General features: G+C 63.9%; 15 protein-coding genes. 1 reads left to right on the top strand and 14 read right to left on the bottom strand.

All coding sequences use genetic code 11. The annotated features are described in order from the left end of the window. Nucleotides 1-6: 6 nt before the first annotated feature. The 10 genes from miaB to NKI25_RS05025 form a co-directional block, all read right to left on the bottom strand. Nucleotides 7-1416 carry a tRNA (N6-isopentenyl adenosine(37)-C2)-methylthiotransferase MiaB gene (gene miaB / locus NKI25_RS05070; RefSeq protein WP_352570332.1) on the bottom strand — a complete coding sequence of 470 codons (1410 nt, stop codon included), beginning with the start codon at nucleotides 1414-1416 and terminating at the stop codon, nucleotides 7-9. Between the two features lie 63 nt (nucleotides 1417-1479). Next, on the bottom strand, nucleotides 1480-2280 hold the full coding sequence (olsA, locus tag NKI25_RS05065; protein WP_352570330.1) for a lyso-ornithine lipid O-acyltransferase: 801 nt from the start codon (nucleotides 2278-2280) through the stop codon (nucleotides 1480-1482). A gap of 21 nt (nucleotides 2281-2301) precedes the next feature. Next, nucleotides 2302-2796 (bottom strand): ribosomal protein S18-alanine N-acetyltransferase, encoded by a 495-nt coding sequence (rimI, locus tag NKI25_RS05060; RefSeq protein WP_023676888.1) that lies wholly within the window; start codon nucleotides 2794-2796, stop codon nucleotides 2302-2304. Beyond that, nucleotides 2796-3548 (bottom strand): tRNA (adenosine(37)-N6)-threonylcarbamoyltransferase complex dimerization subunit type 1 TsaB, encoded by a 753-nt coding sequence (gene tsaB / locus NKI25_RS05055; RefSeq protein ID WP_352570328.1) that lies wholly within the window; start codon nucleotides 3546-3548, stop codon nucleotides 2796-2798. The genes rimI and tsaB overlap by 1 nt, the downstream gene beginning before the upstream one ends. 159 nt (nucleotides 3549-3707) lie before the next feature. Then, nucleotides 3708-4814, bottom strand: coding sequence for a DUF1513 domain-containing protein (locus NKI25_RS05050; RefSeq protein ID WP_352570326.1), 1107 nt, complete (start codon nucleotides 4812-4814; stop codon nucleotides 3708-3710). A gap of 2 nt (nucleotides 4815-4816) precedes the next feature. Beyond that, complete coding sequence (locus NKI25_RS05045) at nucleotides 4817-5890, bottom strand: imelysin family protein (protein ID WP_352589031.1); 1074 nt, start codon at nucleotides 5888-5890, stop codon at nucleotides 4817-4819. Further along, nucleotides 5890-7497: a di-heme oxidoreductase family protein gene (locus tag NKI25_RS05040; RefSeq protein ID WP_352998219.1), complete on the bottom strand. Its 1608-nt coding sequence runs from the start codon at nucleotides 7495-7497 to the stop codon at nucleotides 5890-5892. The genes NKI25_RS05045 and NKI25_RS05040 overlap by 1 nt, the downstream gene beginning before the upstream one ends. Before the next feature lie 12 nt (nucleotides 7498-7509). Then, nucleotides 7510-7995, bottom strand: coding sequence for a bacterioferritin (gene bfr / locus NKI25_RS05035; RefSeq protein WP_023676883.1), 486 nt, complete (start codon nucleotides 7993-7995; stop codon nucleotides 7510-7512). Beyond that, on the bottom strand, nucleotides 7961-8272 hold the full coding sequence (locus NKI25_RS05030; RefSeq protein ID WP_352570320.1) for a (2Fe-2S)-binding protein: 312 nt from the start codon (nucleotides 8270-8272) through the stop codon (nucleotides 7961-7963). The genes bfr and NKI25_RS05030 overlap by 35 nt, the downstream gene beginning before the upstream one ends. A 56-nt stretch (nucleotides 8273-8328) precedes the next feature. Next, nucleotides 8329-9618, bottom strand: a complete 1290-nt coding sequence (locus tag NKI25_RS05025) for an imelysin family protein (protein WP_352589317.1) — start codon at nucleotides 9616-9618, stop codon at nucleotides 8329-8331. 424 nt (nucleotides 9619-10042) lie between these two features. Between NKI25_RS05025 and NKI25_RS05020 the strand changes: the two genes are divergently transcribed. Next, nucleotides 10043-11296, top strand: coding sequence for an NAD(P)/FAD-dependent oxidoreductase (locus NKI25_RS05020; RefSeq protein ID WP_352589025.1), 1254 nt, complete (start codon nucleotides 10043-10045; stop codon nucleotides 11294-11296). A gap of 9 nt (nucleotides 11297-11305) precedes the next feature. On the opposite strand, the gene NKI25_RS05015 is transcribed toward NKI25_RS05020, so the two are convergent. From NKI25_RS05015 to NKI25_RS05000, 4 genes are all read right to left on the bottom strand, one after another. Beyond that, entirely contained in the window at nucleotides 11306-12583 is a 1278-nt protein-coding gene (locus tag NKI25_RS05015; protein ID WP_352998218.1) for a 4-aminobutyrate--2-oxoglutarate transaminase, read from the bottom strand. 286 nt (nucleotides 12584-12869) lie between these two features. Further along, nucleotides 12870-13184: a hypothetical protein gene (locus NKI25_RS05010; protein WP_352448586.1), complete on the bottom strand. Its 315-nt coding sequence runs from the start codon at nucleotides 13182-13184 to the stop codon at nucleotides 12870-12872. A gap of 44 nt (nucleotides 13185-13228) precedes the next feature. Further along, nucleotides 13229-13978: an ABC transporter ATP-binding protein gene (locus NKI25_RS05005; RefSeq protein ID WP_352589019.1), complete on the bottom strand. Its 750-nt coding sequence runs from the start codon at nucleotides 13976-13978 to the stop codon at nucleotides 13229-13231. Next, on the bottom strand, nucleotides 13975-14808 hold the full coding sequence (locus NKI25_RS05000; protein ID WP_352698168.1) for an ABC transporter ATP-binding protein: 834 nt from the start codon (nucleotides 14806-14808) through the stop codon (nucleotides 13975-13977). The genes NKI25_RS05005 and NKI25_RS05000 overlap by 4 nt, the downstream gene beginning before the upstream one ends. Nucleotides 14809-14811: the final 3 nt, after the last annotated feature.

The following is a 14811-nucleotide window of genomic DNA, read 5'->3' as shown; positions in this document are numbered from 1 at the left end:
AGACCTTCAGGCCAATTCGGCGAACAGGCTGTTGTAGCCCGTCTTCGTGATTCGTACCTGGATAATGTCACCGATTTCGCCGGCCTTTTCATCAACAATAACCGGCTGCAGCCAGGGCGAGCGGCCAACCTTCTGGCCGGCCTGGCGGCCCGGCTTTTCGATCAGCGTGTCGATGGTCCTGCCGACCAGGCTTGCGCCGAAATGCTGCTGCTGTTTCAGAAGCAGCGCCTGCAGCCGCTGCAGGCGCTCGTCCTTGACGGCCTCCGGCACGTGATCGCCCATCTCGGCGCCCGGCGTGCCGGGGCGCGGAGAATATTTGAACGAGAAGGCCGAGGCATAGTTGACGTCTTCGACCAACTGCATCGTCGCCTCGAAATCGGCTTCCGTCTCGCCGGGAAAGCCGACGATAAAGTCGCCCGACAGTGCGATGTCGTTCCGCGCGGCACGGATGCGGTCGATCAACGTCAAATAGTCCTTGGCCATATGCCTGCGGTTCATCGCCTTGAGTATGCGGTCGGAGCCGGACTGCACCGGTAAATGTAGATAGGGCATCAGCGTCGGCAAATCACGATGGGCGGCGATCAATTCATCCTCCATGTCGCGCGGATGACTGGTCGTGTAGCGCAGCCGCGCCAGGCCTGGAATCTCTGCCAGCCTGAACAGCAGCCGGCCAAGGCCCCATTCCTCGCCGTCTTCACCTCTTCCGTGCCAGGCGTTGACGTTCTGGCCGAGCAGCGTCACCTCGCGCACGCCGGCATCTGCCAGGCGCTCGGCCTCGGCGACGATCTGTGCCACCGGCCGCGAGACTTCCGAGCCGCGCGTATAGGGCACGACACAGAAGGTGCAGAACTTGTCGCAGCCTTCCTGAACGGTCAAGAACGCCGTCACGCCGCGCCTGATCAGTTCGGCGCGCTTCGGCTGCGGCAGATACTCGAACTTGTCCTCGACGGCATAGTCGGTCTCGACGATCTTTTCGCCGCCACGCGCCCTCGCCAGCACACCGGGCAGCCGGTGGTAGGTCTGCGGGCCGATGACCAGGTCGACGGCCGGCGAGCGGCGGATGATCTCGGCACCCTCGGCCTGCGCCACGCAGCCGGCGACGCCGACCAGCATTTCGCGCCCGGCCTTTGCACGCTCGGCCTTCAACTCACGGATGCGCCCAAGTTCGGAATAGACTTTTTCCGCCGCTTTCTCGCGGATGTGGCAGGTGTTGAGCAGCACCAGATCGGCCTCGCCGATAGCGTCTGTCGCGGCATAGCCGTCGGCCGCCAGCGCATCGGTCATGCGCTGCGAATCGTAAACGTTCATCTGGCAGCCATAGGTCTTGACGAAGACCTTTCTGGTCGCGGCAGGCGGAACGACCAGGTTTTCGGCGGCAGCGCCGATGTCGTCGCGTTCTATCGTGTTCAATTCCATTTCGCGGCTTCTAACGCCTTTCCCTGACAAAAAACAGACGAATCTGGCCGGAACCTGCGCAGCCTACCGGCTCGGACGCGGTTCGGCGAGCGCCGCTTGTACCATCTCGCGCACCTGGCGTTCCATCTGCTTTGCCGTCTCCTTGCGGCTGGAGCCCTTGGAGAAAGCAATCGCCTCGCCAAAATGCACCTCGACGTCGAGGGCGCCCTCGGCCATCAGCACCTTGAGGTGCGGCATCAGCTCTTCATCGCCGATCCAGGCGGCAACCGGCCGATGCCGGCGGCCGAGCGGCACGCCATGCAGGCGCGTATAGACGATCGCCACCGGCTGGACGAAGACCTGTTCGGCCGCCCCTTCCGCAATCGCCATTGTAGCGGCGCCGAACAGCGTGCTCTTGAACGGCAGGATCATGTTGCCGTCGCCGGTCGAGCCTTCGGCAAACAGCACCATGGCGTCGCCCTTGGCCATGCGGCCGGCGATCTCGCTCGCCTGGTCGCCCGACGAACGCTTACGCTCACGTTCGATGAATACCGTGCGCTGCAGCTTCGACAGCATGCCGATCAACGGCCAGCCGGCCATATCGGCCCTGGCGATGAACGTCACGTCGACCATCGACCCCAGCACCATGATGTCGGTCCAGGAGATGTGGTTGGCAGCAATCAGCAATGGGCGCTGGCCGGACAGCGCTCCCTTGACATGGATGCGCAGCCCCAGCGTCCTGACAATCATCCTGTGCCAGATTTTCAGGATGAAGGTCTCGCGCCAGAGCCCGGTCCGCATCGACAAGATCTGCAGCGGCACAAGCACCAGCGAGCCGACGACAACCAGCCCCAGCGCCAGGAAAATCCTGATTTTTCCGATCATCCGCACCACCCCGGCGTTTGGCTAACGAAGATCGCGGCGCATGACAAGCGCGCCGGTCGGGCCGTGCTCCGGCGACTTGTAATAGTTGGCACGCTTGCCGACCTCGCGGAAGCCGAACCGCCGGTAGAGCGCGATCGCGGCGACATTGGTCTCGTCGACCTCGAGGAAAAGCGCCTCGGCGCGCTGTGCGTGCAGTTCACGCAGCACCGCATCCATCAATTGCCAGCCGAGCCCCCGGCGCCGATGCGAGCGTGCCACCGCGACCGTCAGGATCTCCCCCTCGCCGGCCGCCAGCCGCGCCAGCACGAAGCCGACCGGCGGCTTGGCACCCTGTCCGGTCTCGCGCGCGGCATAGCCGAACACCGTGTCCTGCTCGAGCAGGGCGGCGAATTCGTCGTCGGTCCACGGCCGCGCGAAATCCTCGCGATGCAGCACCGACATGGCCGCGCTATCGGCAACCGTCAACGGCTCGAGCGCATAGTCCCTGCGGCGCGACTGGAGGAAGGGAATGCGCATCAGGACTTGTTTCCGTTTGGACCATGATCTTTTCCCAAAACCGGTTTCCACTTTTTGGGATCATGGTCTTGCCTCGATAGAATAAAGCCGGCCTGCGGCTTTGCGTCGGCGCCGCGCAGATAGAGCGGTTTCGGTTTTTCGCTCTCGCCGTGTTTACCGGCACCTTGGGCCGCGGCCAGCCGGGCATAGACGGCGATGTCGGCGGTGGCCGCCGTCCCGCCGAGATCGAAGCTGCGCCCGGCCGCCGCGGCAATCTGGGTTGCCGCCGTGCCGGCGAGAACCGCAGATCTGTCGACCGCCATGGCTGCGGCTTGCGAGAGTGTGGTCACAGCCGGACCATAGATCAGCACCGACCTCTCATCGTAAAGTGCCGCATGGATCTCCTCGCGACCTGCATCGAGCGCGGCGAGCACGGCGCGACCGGGAAATGCCGCTCTCGCTTGCGCCGCCAGGGCCTCCAGAGTCGTCACGCCGATCGCCGGGATTTTCAGCGCCAGCGCAAGGCCGCGCGCCGCCGAGACGCCGACGCGCAGACCGGTGAAGGAGCCCGGACCCGTCGAAACGGCAATGGCGCCGAGGCCGGAATAGTCGGTTCTGCTGGTCCCCAACGCCTTTTCGATGACACCCATCAGATGCTCGGCATGACCCTTACCGAGATCGAGCACCGAACGGCCGAGTTCTTTCCCGGCCGCCGCGTCGTAGACGCAGGCGGCGCAGAGATTGGCGGCACAGTCGACGGCAAGCAATTTCATGAAGCGGCCGGTTGAGACAGTTTCGAAAACAGCTTCCCTCTGCCCGCCAGGGCTCATCCCCGCAAGGGAATAATGGATAAATCATCAGGCGACTTGGCTTCGGCGCGGGTCCAAGAATGTAAGTTCCACCGCACGCAATCGCCACAATAGGTATCGGGACTAGCCGACCTGCTCGATACGCAGCACGTGATTATCCCAGACATAGTCCGGCTCGGAACGGGTCGCGCCACCGGCTTCGATGATTTCGCCGGCACCCGTCGTCGCGATGAAGCCTTTCCCATCGGGCGCAACGCCACAGACCTCGACCAGAGCCTTGGTAGCGACGACGCGGCCGCTGGCCGTGTCGATCACGGCAAGCGAATTGCCCTCAGGCGAAGACACGGCGATGGTGCCGGCGGCAGGATTGGCGGCGACCGAGCCGATATAGTTCCTGAAGCCGGAGAGCACATCCTGCGACATATCGAGCAATTGCAAGTCCTTGCCGCGCGGCGCGCGGCCAACCAGCGGGGCACGGTCGGTACCCGGCCCCCTGTACTGGCAGCCGAACCAGACGGTGCCGGACCGGTCGGCATCCATATGGCGGATCGACAATTGGTGCAGCGCCGGCGGCAATTCGTGCTTTTCGGTGAGATCGCCGGTAAGGCGGTCGACCAGAACATAGGAAGGCTTCATCGTTGCGATGTTGAGCTCGGCGCGGCCATAATCCGGATGCGTCTCGATGCCGCCATTGGCCACAGCGATCGTCCTGCCGTCGGAAAGCAGCAAAAGCTCGTGCGGGCCTGTGCCGTAGGTCGGAAACTCGCCGATGCGCTTGAATTTCGCATGCGCGTCATAGACGCCGACGACGCCGGCGGCATTGTCGAAATCGTTCTCGGTTGCGTAGAGCAGCGTGCCATCGGCCGAGAACACGCCATGGCCGAAGAAATGCCGGCCGGCAACGCTGGCAATGGTGCGCGGTTCACCGCGGCCGGTATGGTCGAAGACGACAGCAAAGGTGCCCGGCTGCCTGGCAAACACCACCGAACGCTTGGACACCGGGTCGAAGGTAACATCGTGGCCCCGATCGGGCAGATCGATCGTGTGCAACAACTTGCCGGCCTTGGACAGGACGGCCGCGCCATAGCTGCCGTCGCGCTTGACGAAAGCGGTGGCGAAGACCGCGTCGGCGTCGAGTGTCTTTGCCCAGGCCGACGGCGCCATCGCCGCTACGAAACCAGCGCCTGCGGCCCTCAGGAAATCGCGCCGATCGATCAGCGGCGTCCTCATGATCAGTCGCCATCCAATGACGAGAACCCGGCGGTCAGGCCGAATTCGGCGGTCAGCCTGGTGCCGATCAGGGTCGTCAGGCTGGATGTCACCAGCGAGAAATAGTCGAGCTTCTGGCGCAGCGCCGGATCGGCAAGTGCCTTGTCGATCGGTCCCCTGATCGCCTTGGCCGCCTCGATCCCGTTGGTGAGCTGGATGTGGACCGATTCTGCCATCCAGCGCGCATCGGGCGGCAGCGCGTCGCCAAGCTGCGAGGCCTGGAACAGCGTGTCCATGCCCGCCAGATTCCCGGTCAGCGAGCGGGCGGTGTTTTGCGAGCGCCAATAGATCGCCTGTTTCGGTTTGTCGGCCTCCGGCTTGGCGCCCAGGAAGCCTTTCAGGCGTACGTCGCGGACCATTTCCAGCTCGTTGATGAAGACGCCGACCAGTTCGGTCACCGCTTCAGTTCCGTCGTGGTAGAGCGCGTTCTGCGGACCCGGATTGGCCCAGAGCGCGGCAAAGCCGTTGGGCTCGTTCCAGGCATCGCCAACCTCGCCGGCAATCGTCTCGACATTGCCGGCAATGGCCGCACCGTAGGCGCAGCGATAGGTGTCGTCCCTGCCGACCAATTGACCGGCTCCGTCGCCGTAGAGGACGAATTCCAGTGCGCCGAGCCCTTGCGTGGCGACGCTCTTTGTAGCCAGCTGGGCGGGATCGGCGGCTGTCGGATCCTTGCCGGCAAGTGCTGCCTGCACCTGCTTCAGGCCGATGCTCTTGCGGTCCGGCCAAAACAGCATGCGCTCAAGCCGGTTGTTTTCCGCGATCGGCCCGAAACGGATGATTTCCACCACCGACCAGGCATCCACGACACCCGAGAATTCGGCGCGTGCCGCATCGAGATTGTCCCGCGAGGGCGCTTGGCAAAGCGCGTGCATGGTCTTGGCCAAGCTGTCCGCATGGTCATGCAGTCTGGCATAGGCCGGGCGGACGAAGCCGTCGATCGCCCGCTGGATCACATCCGAAGCCTTCACCGCCGCGGATGCCGGCAGCGCACCGGCGAGGACCAGCATCAGAGCGAATGCAAGACGCTTCCGCATCAGAGCGACCCCAGAAACTTGATCAGCGCGGCGCGGTCGGCCGCATCGGCAGCGGCAAAGCGGTCACGCGCCTTCTGGCCCTCGCCGCCATGCCACAGAATCGCGTCGGCCAGGTTTCGTGCGCGCCCGTCATGCAGGAAGAAGGTGTTGCCGCTGACGGTCTGGGTGAGCCCGATGCCCCACAGTGGCGGCGTGCGCCATTCGCTTCCCGTGGCCTCGCCCACCGCCTGTCCGTCGGCAAGACCGGGTCCCATGTCATGCAGCAGGAAATCGGAATAAGGCCAGATCAGCTGGAAGGCCTGCGCCTTGTTCGGGGTGCCGCGACGGGTGACGAATTTCGGCGTATGGCAGGAGATGCAGCCCATATCGTAGAACAGTTTTTTGCCGGCGAGCACGTCCGGTCTGTCGAGATCGCGCCGGGCCGGCACGGCAAGGTTTTGCGAATAGAAGGTCACGAGGTCCATGACCGGCGGCGGCGCTTCGACCGGACCGAGGCGCTCCTGTACACCGTTAGGTAGGGCAAGGCAGGTCTTTTCCGCGGCGCTGCAATCGCCCCAGTGCTTCGGCACCTCAGGCGTCGAAATGCCGATATCGCCGGCAAAAGCGTCCGCCGATTGCTGGCGGATCGATGCCGCCTGCGCCTTCCAGCCGAAACGGCCGAGCGTCAGTTCACCGCTGCTGGCGTCGCGTATTATGTTTGGCCTGCCGGAAATCCCGTCACCATCGCGGTCGGCCGCATCGGCACGCGTAAGGATGTTGGCAGGAGCGATCTGCTCGACCAGGCCAAGGCCGATCATCGGCGGCGTCATGCGCGGCGACAGCGTGGTGTGTGGATCGAGCGCCCCGTAGGCGAGACCGTCGACCGAATAGCTCGGCTTGCGCAGCGACACCGTGCTGCCGTCCGCCAATTTCACCTTCTCGTCCTGGTAGTCGACATGCATCCTGCCTTCGCCCTGCAGACCGGGAACGGCCAATTCCTGCAGCTGCGTGCCATAGACCGGGTCGGGAAAGTTGAGCACCTTGTGATCGGCGAGCGCGGCTTTCTCCTCCTCGGTACTGGCTTCCCTTGCCAGGCGCAGGAACATCGAGGTGGTGCCGCTGTCGCCTTCGGGCGGATGGCCGCGGCCGTCCTTCAGATGACAGTTCTGGCAGGCGCGCTCGTTGAACAACGGACCGAGCCCATCCGAGGCTTGTGTCGAGGATGGCGAGGACACCCAGTTCTTGCGGAAAATGGCGTTGCCGAGCTTGAAGGTACCCTCTTCCTCGAAGCTGATGTTGGCAGAGGATTGCGAGAAGGCGTCCTTGTTGACGTCCTTCTTCGAGGTGCCGGCGCCGCCCTGCATCAGCTCGAATTGCTCGGGCTTGGAGAAATCGCTGGTCGGCCTGGTGATGGCGATGACGCGCGCCAGATCCTTCGGCGTCAGATCCGTGCGGCTGGTGGCAAGCCCCGCCGGTTGCGGCGCCCCGGCCAGCGCCGAGGCTGTGAGCGTCGCCACCACGGCAAGAAAGGCGCCGCGAAGGATACCGTATCGCGGCTTCTTCTGAGGCGGCAGGCCACAATGCTCGGCCGGCCGCAAGCGGCGCATGAAATCTAGGGGGCGCCGCATTCCGGCATGTCCTTATTCCGCCTCGTCGGCCGACGCTGCGTTGAGTTGGCCGTACTTTTCTTCGCCGATCGAGGCGAGCAGGTCGAGTTGCGTCTCGAGGAAGTCGATGTGACCTTCCTCGTCAGCCAGCAATTCCTCGAACAGCTTCATCGTCACGTAGTCGCCTGCTTCGTTACAAACCTCGCGCGAACGCTTGTAGGCGGTGCGCGCGTCATATTCGCCGGCAAGATCGGATTCGAGCACTTCCTTGACATTCTGCCCGATGCGCAGCGGCGCCACGGACTGCAGGTTCGGATGGCCCTCGAGGAAGATGATGCGCGCCACGAGCCGGTCGGCATGGTGCATTTCCTCGATCGATTCAGCGCGTTCCTTCTTCGCCAGCTTGGCGTATCCCCAGTCTTCCAGCAGCCGGAAATGCACCCAGTATTGATTGACCGCCCCAAGTTCCAGAAACAGAGCCTCGTTAAGCCGCTCTATGATCTGCTGTTCGCCTTTCATGGGTTCTGCTCCCGTATTGGACGCGCAGGCCTCTGACGCGATCCAGGTGTGAAACGATGTCCACGCCACTCACCGCCGAGCGGGCATGGTAATTTTCGGTGACCCGAATGATCGTTTCGACCACATTTGGGAAGCAGCCGCAACAGCGACCGCGCTTGTGCATGGCGTGATAGACCTTCGCCGGCACGATCAGCTGCCAGGGGTCCTCATCCAGCAGTCCGACGATCGTCTGCTCTATCTCCTTTTCGGTGATGATGTTGCAATGGCAGATCAGCATTTGTCGCTCTGGCTAACGGCGCTTCGTTGCGTCGCGTGGCTGGTGGTTTCGATAGTCTATTGGAACACCTTGTCCGGTGAATCGAGGCTGTCCGAGCCCTCGAAGGCTATCGCATTGAGCTTCAGGGTACCGACGGCGCGTTCGATCGACTTGGTCTGATCGACCAGCGCGTCGATCGCCGCCTGCACAGTGGCATTGCCTTCCGTGTTGCCTTCTCCGATCTGCTGGTCATAGGCCTCGCCGGCAAGCGCCCGCGCCTTGATGGCCTCCATCTTGGCGATAGTGACGTCCAGTTTGTCCGACAATTCCTTGTCGACCGCCGGGTCGGCCGCCTTGACCATGTCGGCCACCGACGGCCCCTCGACGACAGTGCCGTCGAGCCGCTTGTAGCTGCCGTGATAGGCGGCACGGATGCCGATCGCATCGTAAAGATGGGAGTTGTAGGTATTGTCGGAGAAGCAATCGTGCTCCTCTTCCGGGTCGTGCAACAAGAGGCCGAGCTTCATCCGCTCTCCGGCGAGCTCGCCATAGGACAGCGAGCCCATGCCGGTGAAGATGGTCGAAATGGCGGCGTTCGGCTCGCCATCGACAAGGTTCTTGCGGGCGGCGCCGCCTTCCTTCCAGTCGTCGACCATATCCTTTAGATCGGAAACCAGAAGGTCGCTCGCCGATTTCAGATACTGTCCGCGACGGTCGCAATTGCCGCCGGTGCAATTGGCGAGGTCGTAATCGGTGTAGGGCCGTTCGCCGGCGCCCGGACCGGTGCCGTGCAGGTCCTGACCCCAAAGCAGGAATTCGATAGCGTGATAGCCGGTCGCCACATTGGCCTCGATACCGCCGGCCTCCTGCAGGGTGCCGGAGAGGAACTCCGGCGTCAGCTCGGTGGCGTCGACCTTCTTGCCGTTGATCTCGATCGACTTGTTGGCGATCACATTGGCGGTGTAGAGCGCGTTGGCGTCCGACTCGGTGCCGTAGCTCTTGGCGACATAGTCGATCAAGCCTTCGTCGAGCGGCCAGGAGTTCACCTTGCCTTCCCAGTCGTCGACGATGGCATTGCCGAAGCGATAGACCTCGGTCTGCTGATAGGGAACGCGCGATGCCTTCCAGGCCTCGCGGGCGGCGTTCAGCGTTTCGGCAGATGGCTTGGCGAGCAGCGCATCGACAGCCTTGTCGAGCGCCTCGGCCGTGATCAGCGAATCCTCGTATTTGGCGAGCGCAATGTCGGAATAGGTCTTGATGACCGCCTTGGCATCGGTTTGCGCCTTGGCCGGCAGCACGAACACGGCCGCCGTCAGCATCGCCGTGGCGCCGATCGTCGCAAGCCTGCCGCCATACCGCGCGGTCATCATCGTTCTCATGATTGTCTCTCCTCGGGAATCAATGAAATGCCGGCGCCGCGGCGGGCAGTTGCCAGCGGGCAAAGAAGGGTCGCGCCATCGCGCGGTTCGCGGAAGAAAGACACCGAAATGCCTCCAATCGAAAGGGTTCAAGGCCCAGACATCAAAGGGATGCGCTGACGCGCGAGCTTCCATAAAACGGCGAAGACGTCGGATGTCAACTGGTGACGTAGAAAAATTCAATTGAAACAACAGTTTAGAATTATTCTAAACTATAACTGTCAACTTTAACGCCGATGTATAGGGATACCGGCGCATGACGCGGTTGACAGGCGGCCGTTCCGGGTGCGACCCGGATCGGCGCTCTTGCGGCGGCGCCGGACAATCGCCACCTGGCGAGACGTCCTAGATTTGGATGAGGAATCGGGCTGTTATGAAGAACGGGGTCGTCATTGTCGGTGCGGGTCATGCGGGCGTGCAAGCGGCCGCCAGCCTGCGCGAAGAAGGCTATGACGGCCCGGTGATCCTGGTCGGCGACGAAAACGAACTGCCCTACCACAAGCCACCGCTGTCGAAGACTTTCATCAAGGATCAGCAAGCAAAGCCGCAGCCGTTGCGCGGCGAGCCTTTTTATACCGGCAGCAGCATCGACTACCGGCCAGGCCTCCGGGTCGAGCGCATCGACGTAGGCGGCCGCCGGCTGGAGATATCGGGCGGCGGCGTGTTGCCGTTTGACCGGCTGATCCTCGCCACCGGCGCGCGGCCGCGCCTGCTGCCGCTGCCGGGTTCGGAGCTTTCTGGCGTTGTGTCGCTGCGCTCGCTCGGCGATGCCCGCCTGATCCGCGAATTGAGCGCGCAAAGCGAGGAGGTCGTCATCCTCGGCGGCGGCTTCATCGGCCTGGAGATTGCCGCGACGCTCACCGCGGCAGGCCGCAAGGTTACGGTGGTCGAGGCGGTCGACCGGCTGCTCGGCCGCGCCGTGGCACCGGCCATCGCCGGCCATGTGCGCCAGCGGCTGGAGGCCACCGGTGTGCGCATCCTTACCGGCACCACCATCGAACGGCTGGAGGGCGAGAACGGCCGTGTTTCGGCTGCAATCACCTCGTCCGGCGAGAGATTGCCGGCGCAGATGGTCGTCATCGGCATCGGCGTCGTGCCGAATGTCGAATTGGCCGAAGCCGCCGGCATTGCCATCGCCAACGGCATCCGCGTCGACCAGCAGATGCGCACGTCGGTGCCGGAAATCCTCGCCATCGGCGACGCGGCGTCTTACCGGCACTGGTTCACCGGCGGCGACGTGCGGCTGGAATCGGTGCAGAACGCCACTGACCAGGCGCGGCTCGCCGCACGCACTATCGCCGGCCACACCGACAATTACTCGGCGGTGCCGTGGTTCTGGTCCGATATCGGTGACATGAAGCTGCAGATGGTCGGCCTGATTGCGGGTGGCGACAGCCATGTCGTGCTGGGCGACGTGGCCGAGAACAAATTCTCCATCTACCACTATGCCGGAAGCCGGCTGCTCGGCATCGAATCGGTCAACCGGCCCGGCGACCACATGCTTGGCCGCAAGATGCTCGGCGCCGGCTTTTCGCCGTCGCCGCAGATTGTCGCGACCGGGCCCGACGGGCTGAAGGCGGCGCTCGCCGCCTTCCAGCAGGCAGAGCCGGCCCCGGCGGCAGGATAATCGTATCGCTCAGGCGGCGCGGGCCTCGCGGATCGAACTTTCCAGGATGTCGAGCGCCTCGTTCATGACGCCGTCCTGGATGGTGATCGGCGCGAGGAAGCGGATGACGTTGCCGTAGACGCCGCAGGTGAGCAGGATCAGGCCCTTGTCGAGCGCCTTCAGCCGGACCGCATTGGCGAGTTCCGGCGACGGCAGCCCCTTCGTCACATCGTTGAACTCGACCGCGTTCATGAAGCCGGGGCCTCTGATATCGACGATTTCCGGGGCTTCGTCGCGGATCGCTTGCAGGCGCTGCTTCAGACGGTTGCCCAGCGTGTTGGCCCGGTCGCAGAGCTTCTCCTCGTCGATGACGTCGAGCACGGCATGCGCCGCGGCGACGCCGATCGGGCTGCCGCCATAGGTGCCGCCGAGTCCGCCGGGGTTCGGCGCATCCATGATCTCGGCACGCCCGGTGACCGCCGCCAACGGGAAGCCGCCAGCCAGGCTCTTGGCCATGGTGGTGATGTCGGCCGCCACCTCGTGGTGGTCCATGGCAAACATCTTGCCGGTGCGGGCAAAGCCGGTCTGCACCTCGTCGGCGATCAGCAGCATGCCGTGCTGATCGCAGATCTTGCGCAATGCGGTCATGAAATCGCGCGGCGCCTCGTAGAAGCCGCCCTCGCCCTGCACCGGCTCGACGATGATCGCGGCGACGCGGGCCGGATCGACATCGGCCTTGAACAGCCGGTCGAGCGCAGCCAGCGAATCGGCGACCGACACGCCGTGCAGCGCAACCGGGAACGGCGCATGGAAGACATCCGCCGGCATGGCGCCGAAGCCGACCTTGTAAGGCACGACCTTGCCGGTCAGCGCCATGCCCATGAAGGTGCGTCCGTGGAAGCCGCCGGAAAAAGCGATGACCGCCGGCCGGCCGGTGGCGTTGCGGGCAATCTTGATTGCATTCTCAACCGCCTCGGCGCCGGTGGTGACAAAAATCGTCTTTTTGTCGAACTTGCCGGGCAGCATGCCGTTCAGCCGTTCGGCCAGCCGGATATAGCTCTCGTAGGGCACGACCTGGTAGCAGGTATGGGTGAAGCGGTCGAGCTGCGCCTTGACCGCTTCGATCACCCTGGGGTGACGGTGGCCGGTGTTGACGACGGCGATGCCGGACGAGAAACCGATGTAGCGGCGGCCTTCCACATCCCAGATCTCCGAGTTTTCGGCGCGATCGGCATAGATCTGCGTGGTCATGCCGACGCCGCGCGAAATCGACTGGCTCTTGCGTTCGGAAATGGCTGAATTTGTCATCGTATCCCTCACCGGGCCGGCGCCCGCTCTCGTTTGATGGCTGTTGAGACTCTTCTGGGCTTATTTCAGGTTTTCCTCAAGTTGGCACTGGCGGCGGGCGATTGGGCCTGCGGTCCGGCAGCTACGCGATGATGGCCGGCACTATCGCCGGCGCAGCGATCATGCTGCTGTTCCTGCCGGCGCGCTATTCGGCGTGGTTCAGGTCATGGAGCCGAAAGGCTGGAAAGAGCTACCCGTTTTGGAGACCGGCGAACCGGTGCAAGGTCCGACTTAAGGCTTTGCCGGATCATTCGTTATCGTTGGAGGGTACAGGGCGCGACCTGGCGCGCTGCCACGGCGACGATTTTGACTCGCGCCAAGCATGCCAGCCTTCCGGCAAGTCGGCCAACGCAAGGATACTTTCATCCCGCTGCACAACGTTTTGCAAGCTGACAATCATTATGTCGCCTTCGTCAACAGGTCCAATTTCGCTGTTGTGGAATTGCCAACTGCCGTCGTCATCGTCATGCGAGACGTGTGCAATCCAGTCGCCGCGGGTAATTATGACCCGATCCAAAAACACCGCGACATTGGGCGGGTCTGGGAACGTCCATTGCTGCATGGGAATCTCCCGAAGACAGTTGGTCCTGCGCACCGTGAGAAGGTTCAAGCGGTTCTCACAAACCCTTCGCTGGCCCTCAGCAGATTGCGCGTGTAGTCCTTGGTGACACGGCGTTCGACAAGATCGTCCGCGGTCAGATTCTCCATCGCCTCGCCGTTCTGCATCACCATCAGCCGTTCGCACATGTGGGTGATGATGGCTAGGTCGTGGCTGACCATCAGGAAGGTCAGCTTGCGGCGGCGCCTGATCTCTTCCAGCAGGTTCAGCACCTCCGCCTGCACCGAAGCGTCGAGCGCCGAGGTCGGCTCGTCGAGCAGCAGGATCGACGGTTCCAGAATCAGGGCGCGGGCGATCGCCACGCGCTGGCGCTGACCGCCGGACAATTGATGCGAATAGCGAAAACGGAACCCGGTGCCGAGGCCGACCTCGTCGAGTGCCCGCTGGATGCGCTTTTCGCCGTCGGCGAAGCCGTGAATGGCGAGCGGCTCCTGAAGCAGGCGGTCGACGGTCTGGCGCGGGTGCAGCGAACCGTACGGGTCCTGGAAGACCATCTGCACCTCGCGGTAGAACGCCTTGTCGCGACGCGCGCCGAGCATTTTGCCGTTGACCGCGATGGTGCCTGATGCGGCCGGCGCCAGGCCGGCGATTGCCCTGAGCAACGTCGACTTGCCGGAGCCGGACTCGCCGACCAGGCCGAAGGATTCACCGGATTCGACCTCGAGGCTGACGCCTTTCAACGCGCGGAAGCGGTCGAAGACCACCTCCAGCCTGTCGACGGAAAGGGCTGCCGTCATGCTGCCCACTCCGGCTTGCGGTCGAGCACCGGCAGCGGGTGACGGTCGGCGCCGATCTTGGGCATGCAGTTGAGCAGGCCGCGCGTATAGGGATGCTGGGCGCGGCCGAGCTCCGAGGCTTTGAGCTGTTCGACCACCTTGCCGGCATACATGACGATCACACGATCACAGAAGGACGAGACCAGGCGCAGATCGTGCGAGATGAAGATCAGCCCCATGCCGCGCTCGCTGACCAGCCGGTCGAGGATGCCGAGCACGTCGAGCTGGACAGTGACGTCGAGTGCCGAGGTCGGCTCGTCGGCGATCATCATTTCCGGCCCGGCGATCAGCATCATGGCGATCATGGCGCGCTGGCCCATGCCGCCGGAAACCTCGTGCGGATGCAGGTCGAAGACACGGGCCGGATCGCGGATCTGCACAGCCTCCAGCATGGCCAGCGCGCGGTCGCGGGCTTCGGCCTTGGAGACCTTCTCATGCGTGCGCAGCGTCTCGACGATCTGGCGGCCGATGCTCATCACCGGGTCGAGCGAATATTTCGGATCCTGCAGGATCATGGCGATACGCTTGCCGCGCAGCGCGCGGCGCTCGCGCGGCGGGGCGGCCAGCAGGTCGATGCCGTCAAAAGCGAGCGTCTTCGCGGTCACCTCGGCCTGCGGCGGGGTGACGCCCATGATGGCGCGGCCGGTCTGCGACTTGCCCGAACCGCTCTCGCCAACAATGCCGAGCCGCTCGCGGCCGAGCGAGAAGGAGACGCCGCGCACCGCCTCGATCAGGCCGGTGCGCGTCGGGAAGGTAACGCGCAGGTCGTTGACTTCGAGAAGCGTGCTCATTGG

The sequence above is a fragment of the Mesorhizobium sp. M0808 genome (genome assembly GCF_040320025.1).
Classification (GTDB): Bacteria; Pseudomonadota; Alphaproteobacteria; order Rhizobiales; family Rhizobiaceae; genus Mesorhizobium.
Note: the sequence above shows the minus strand (reverse complement) of the source record. Positions and strands in the feature narration are given on the sequence as shown.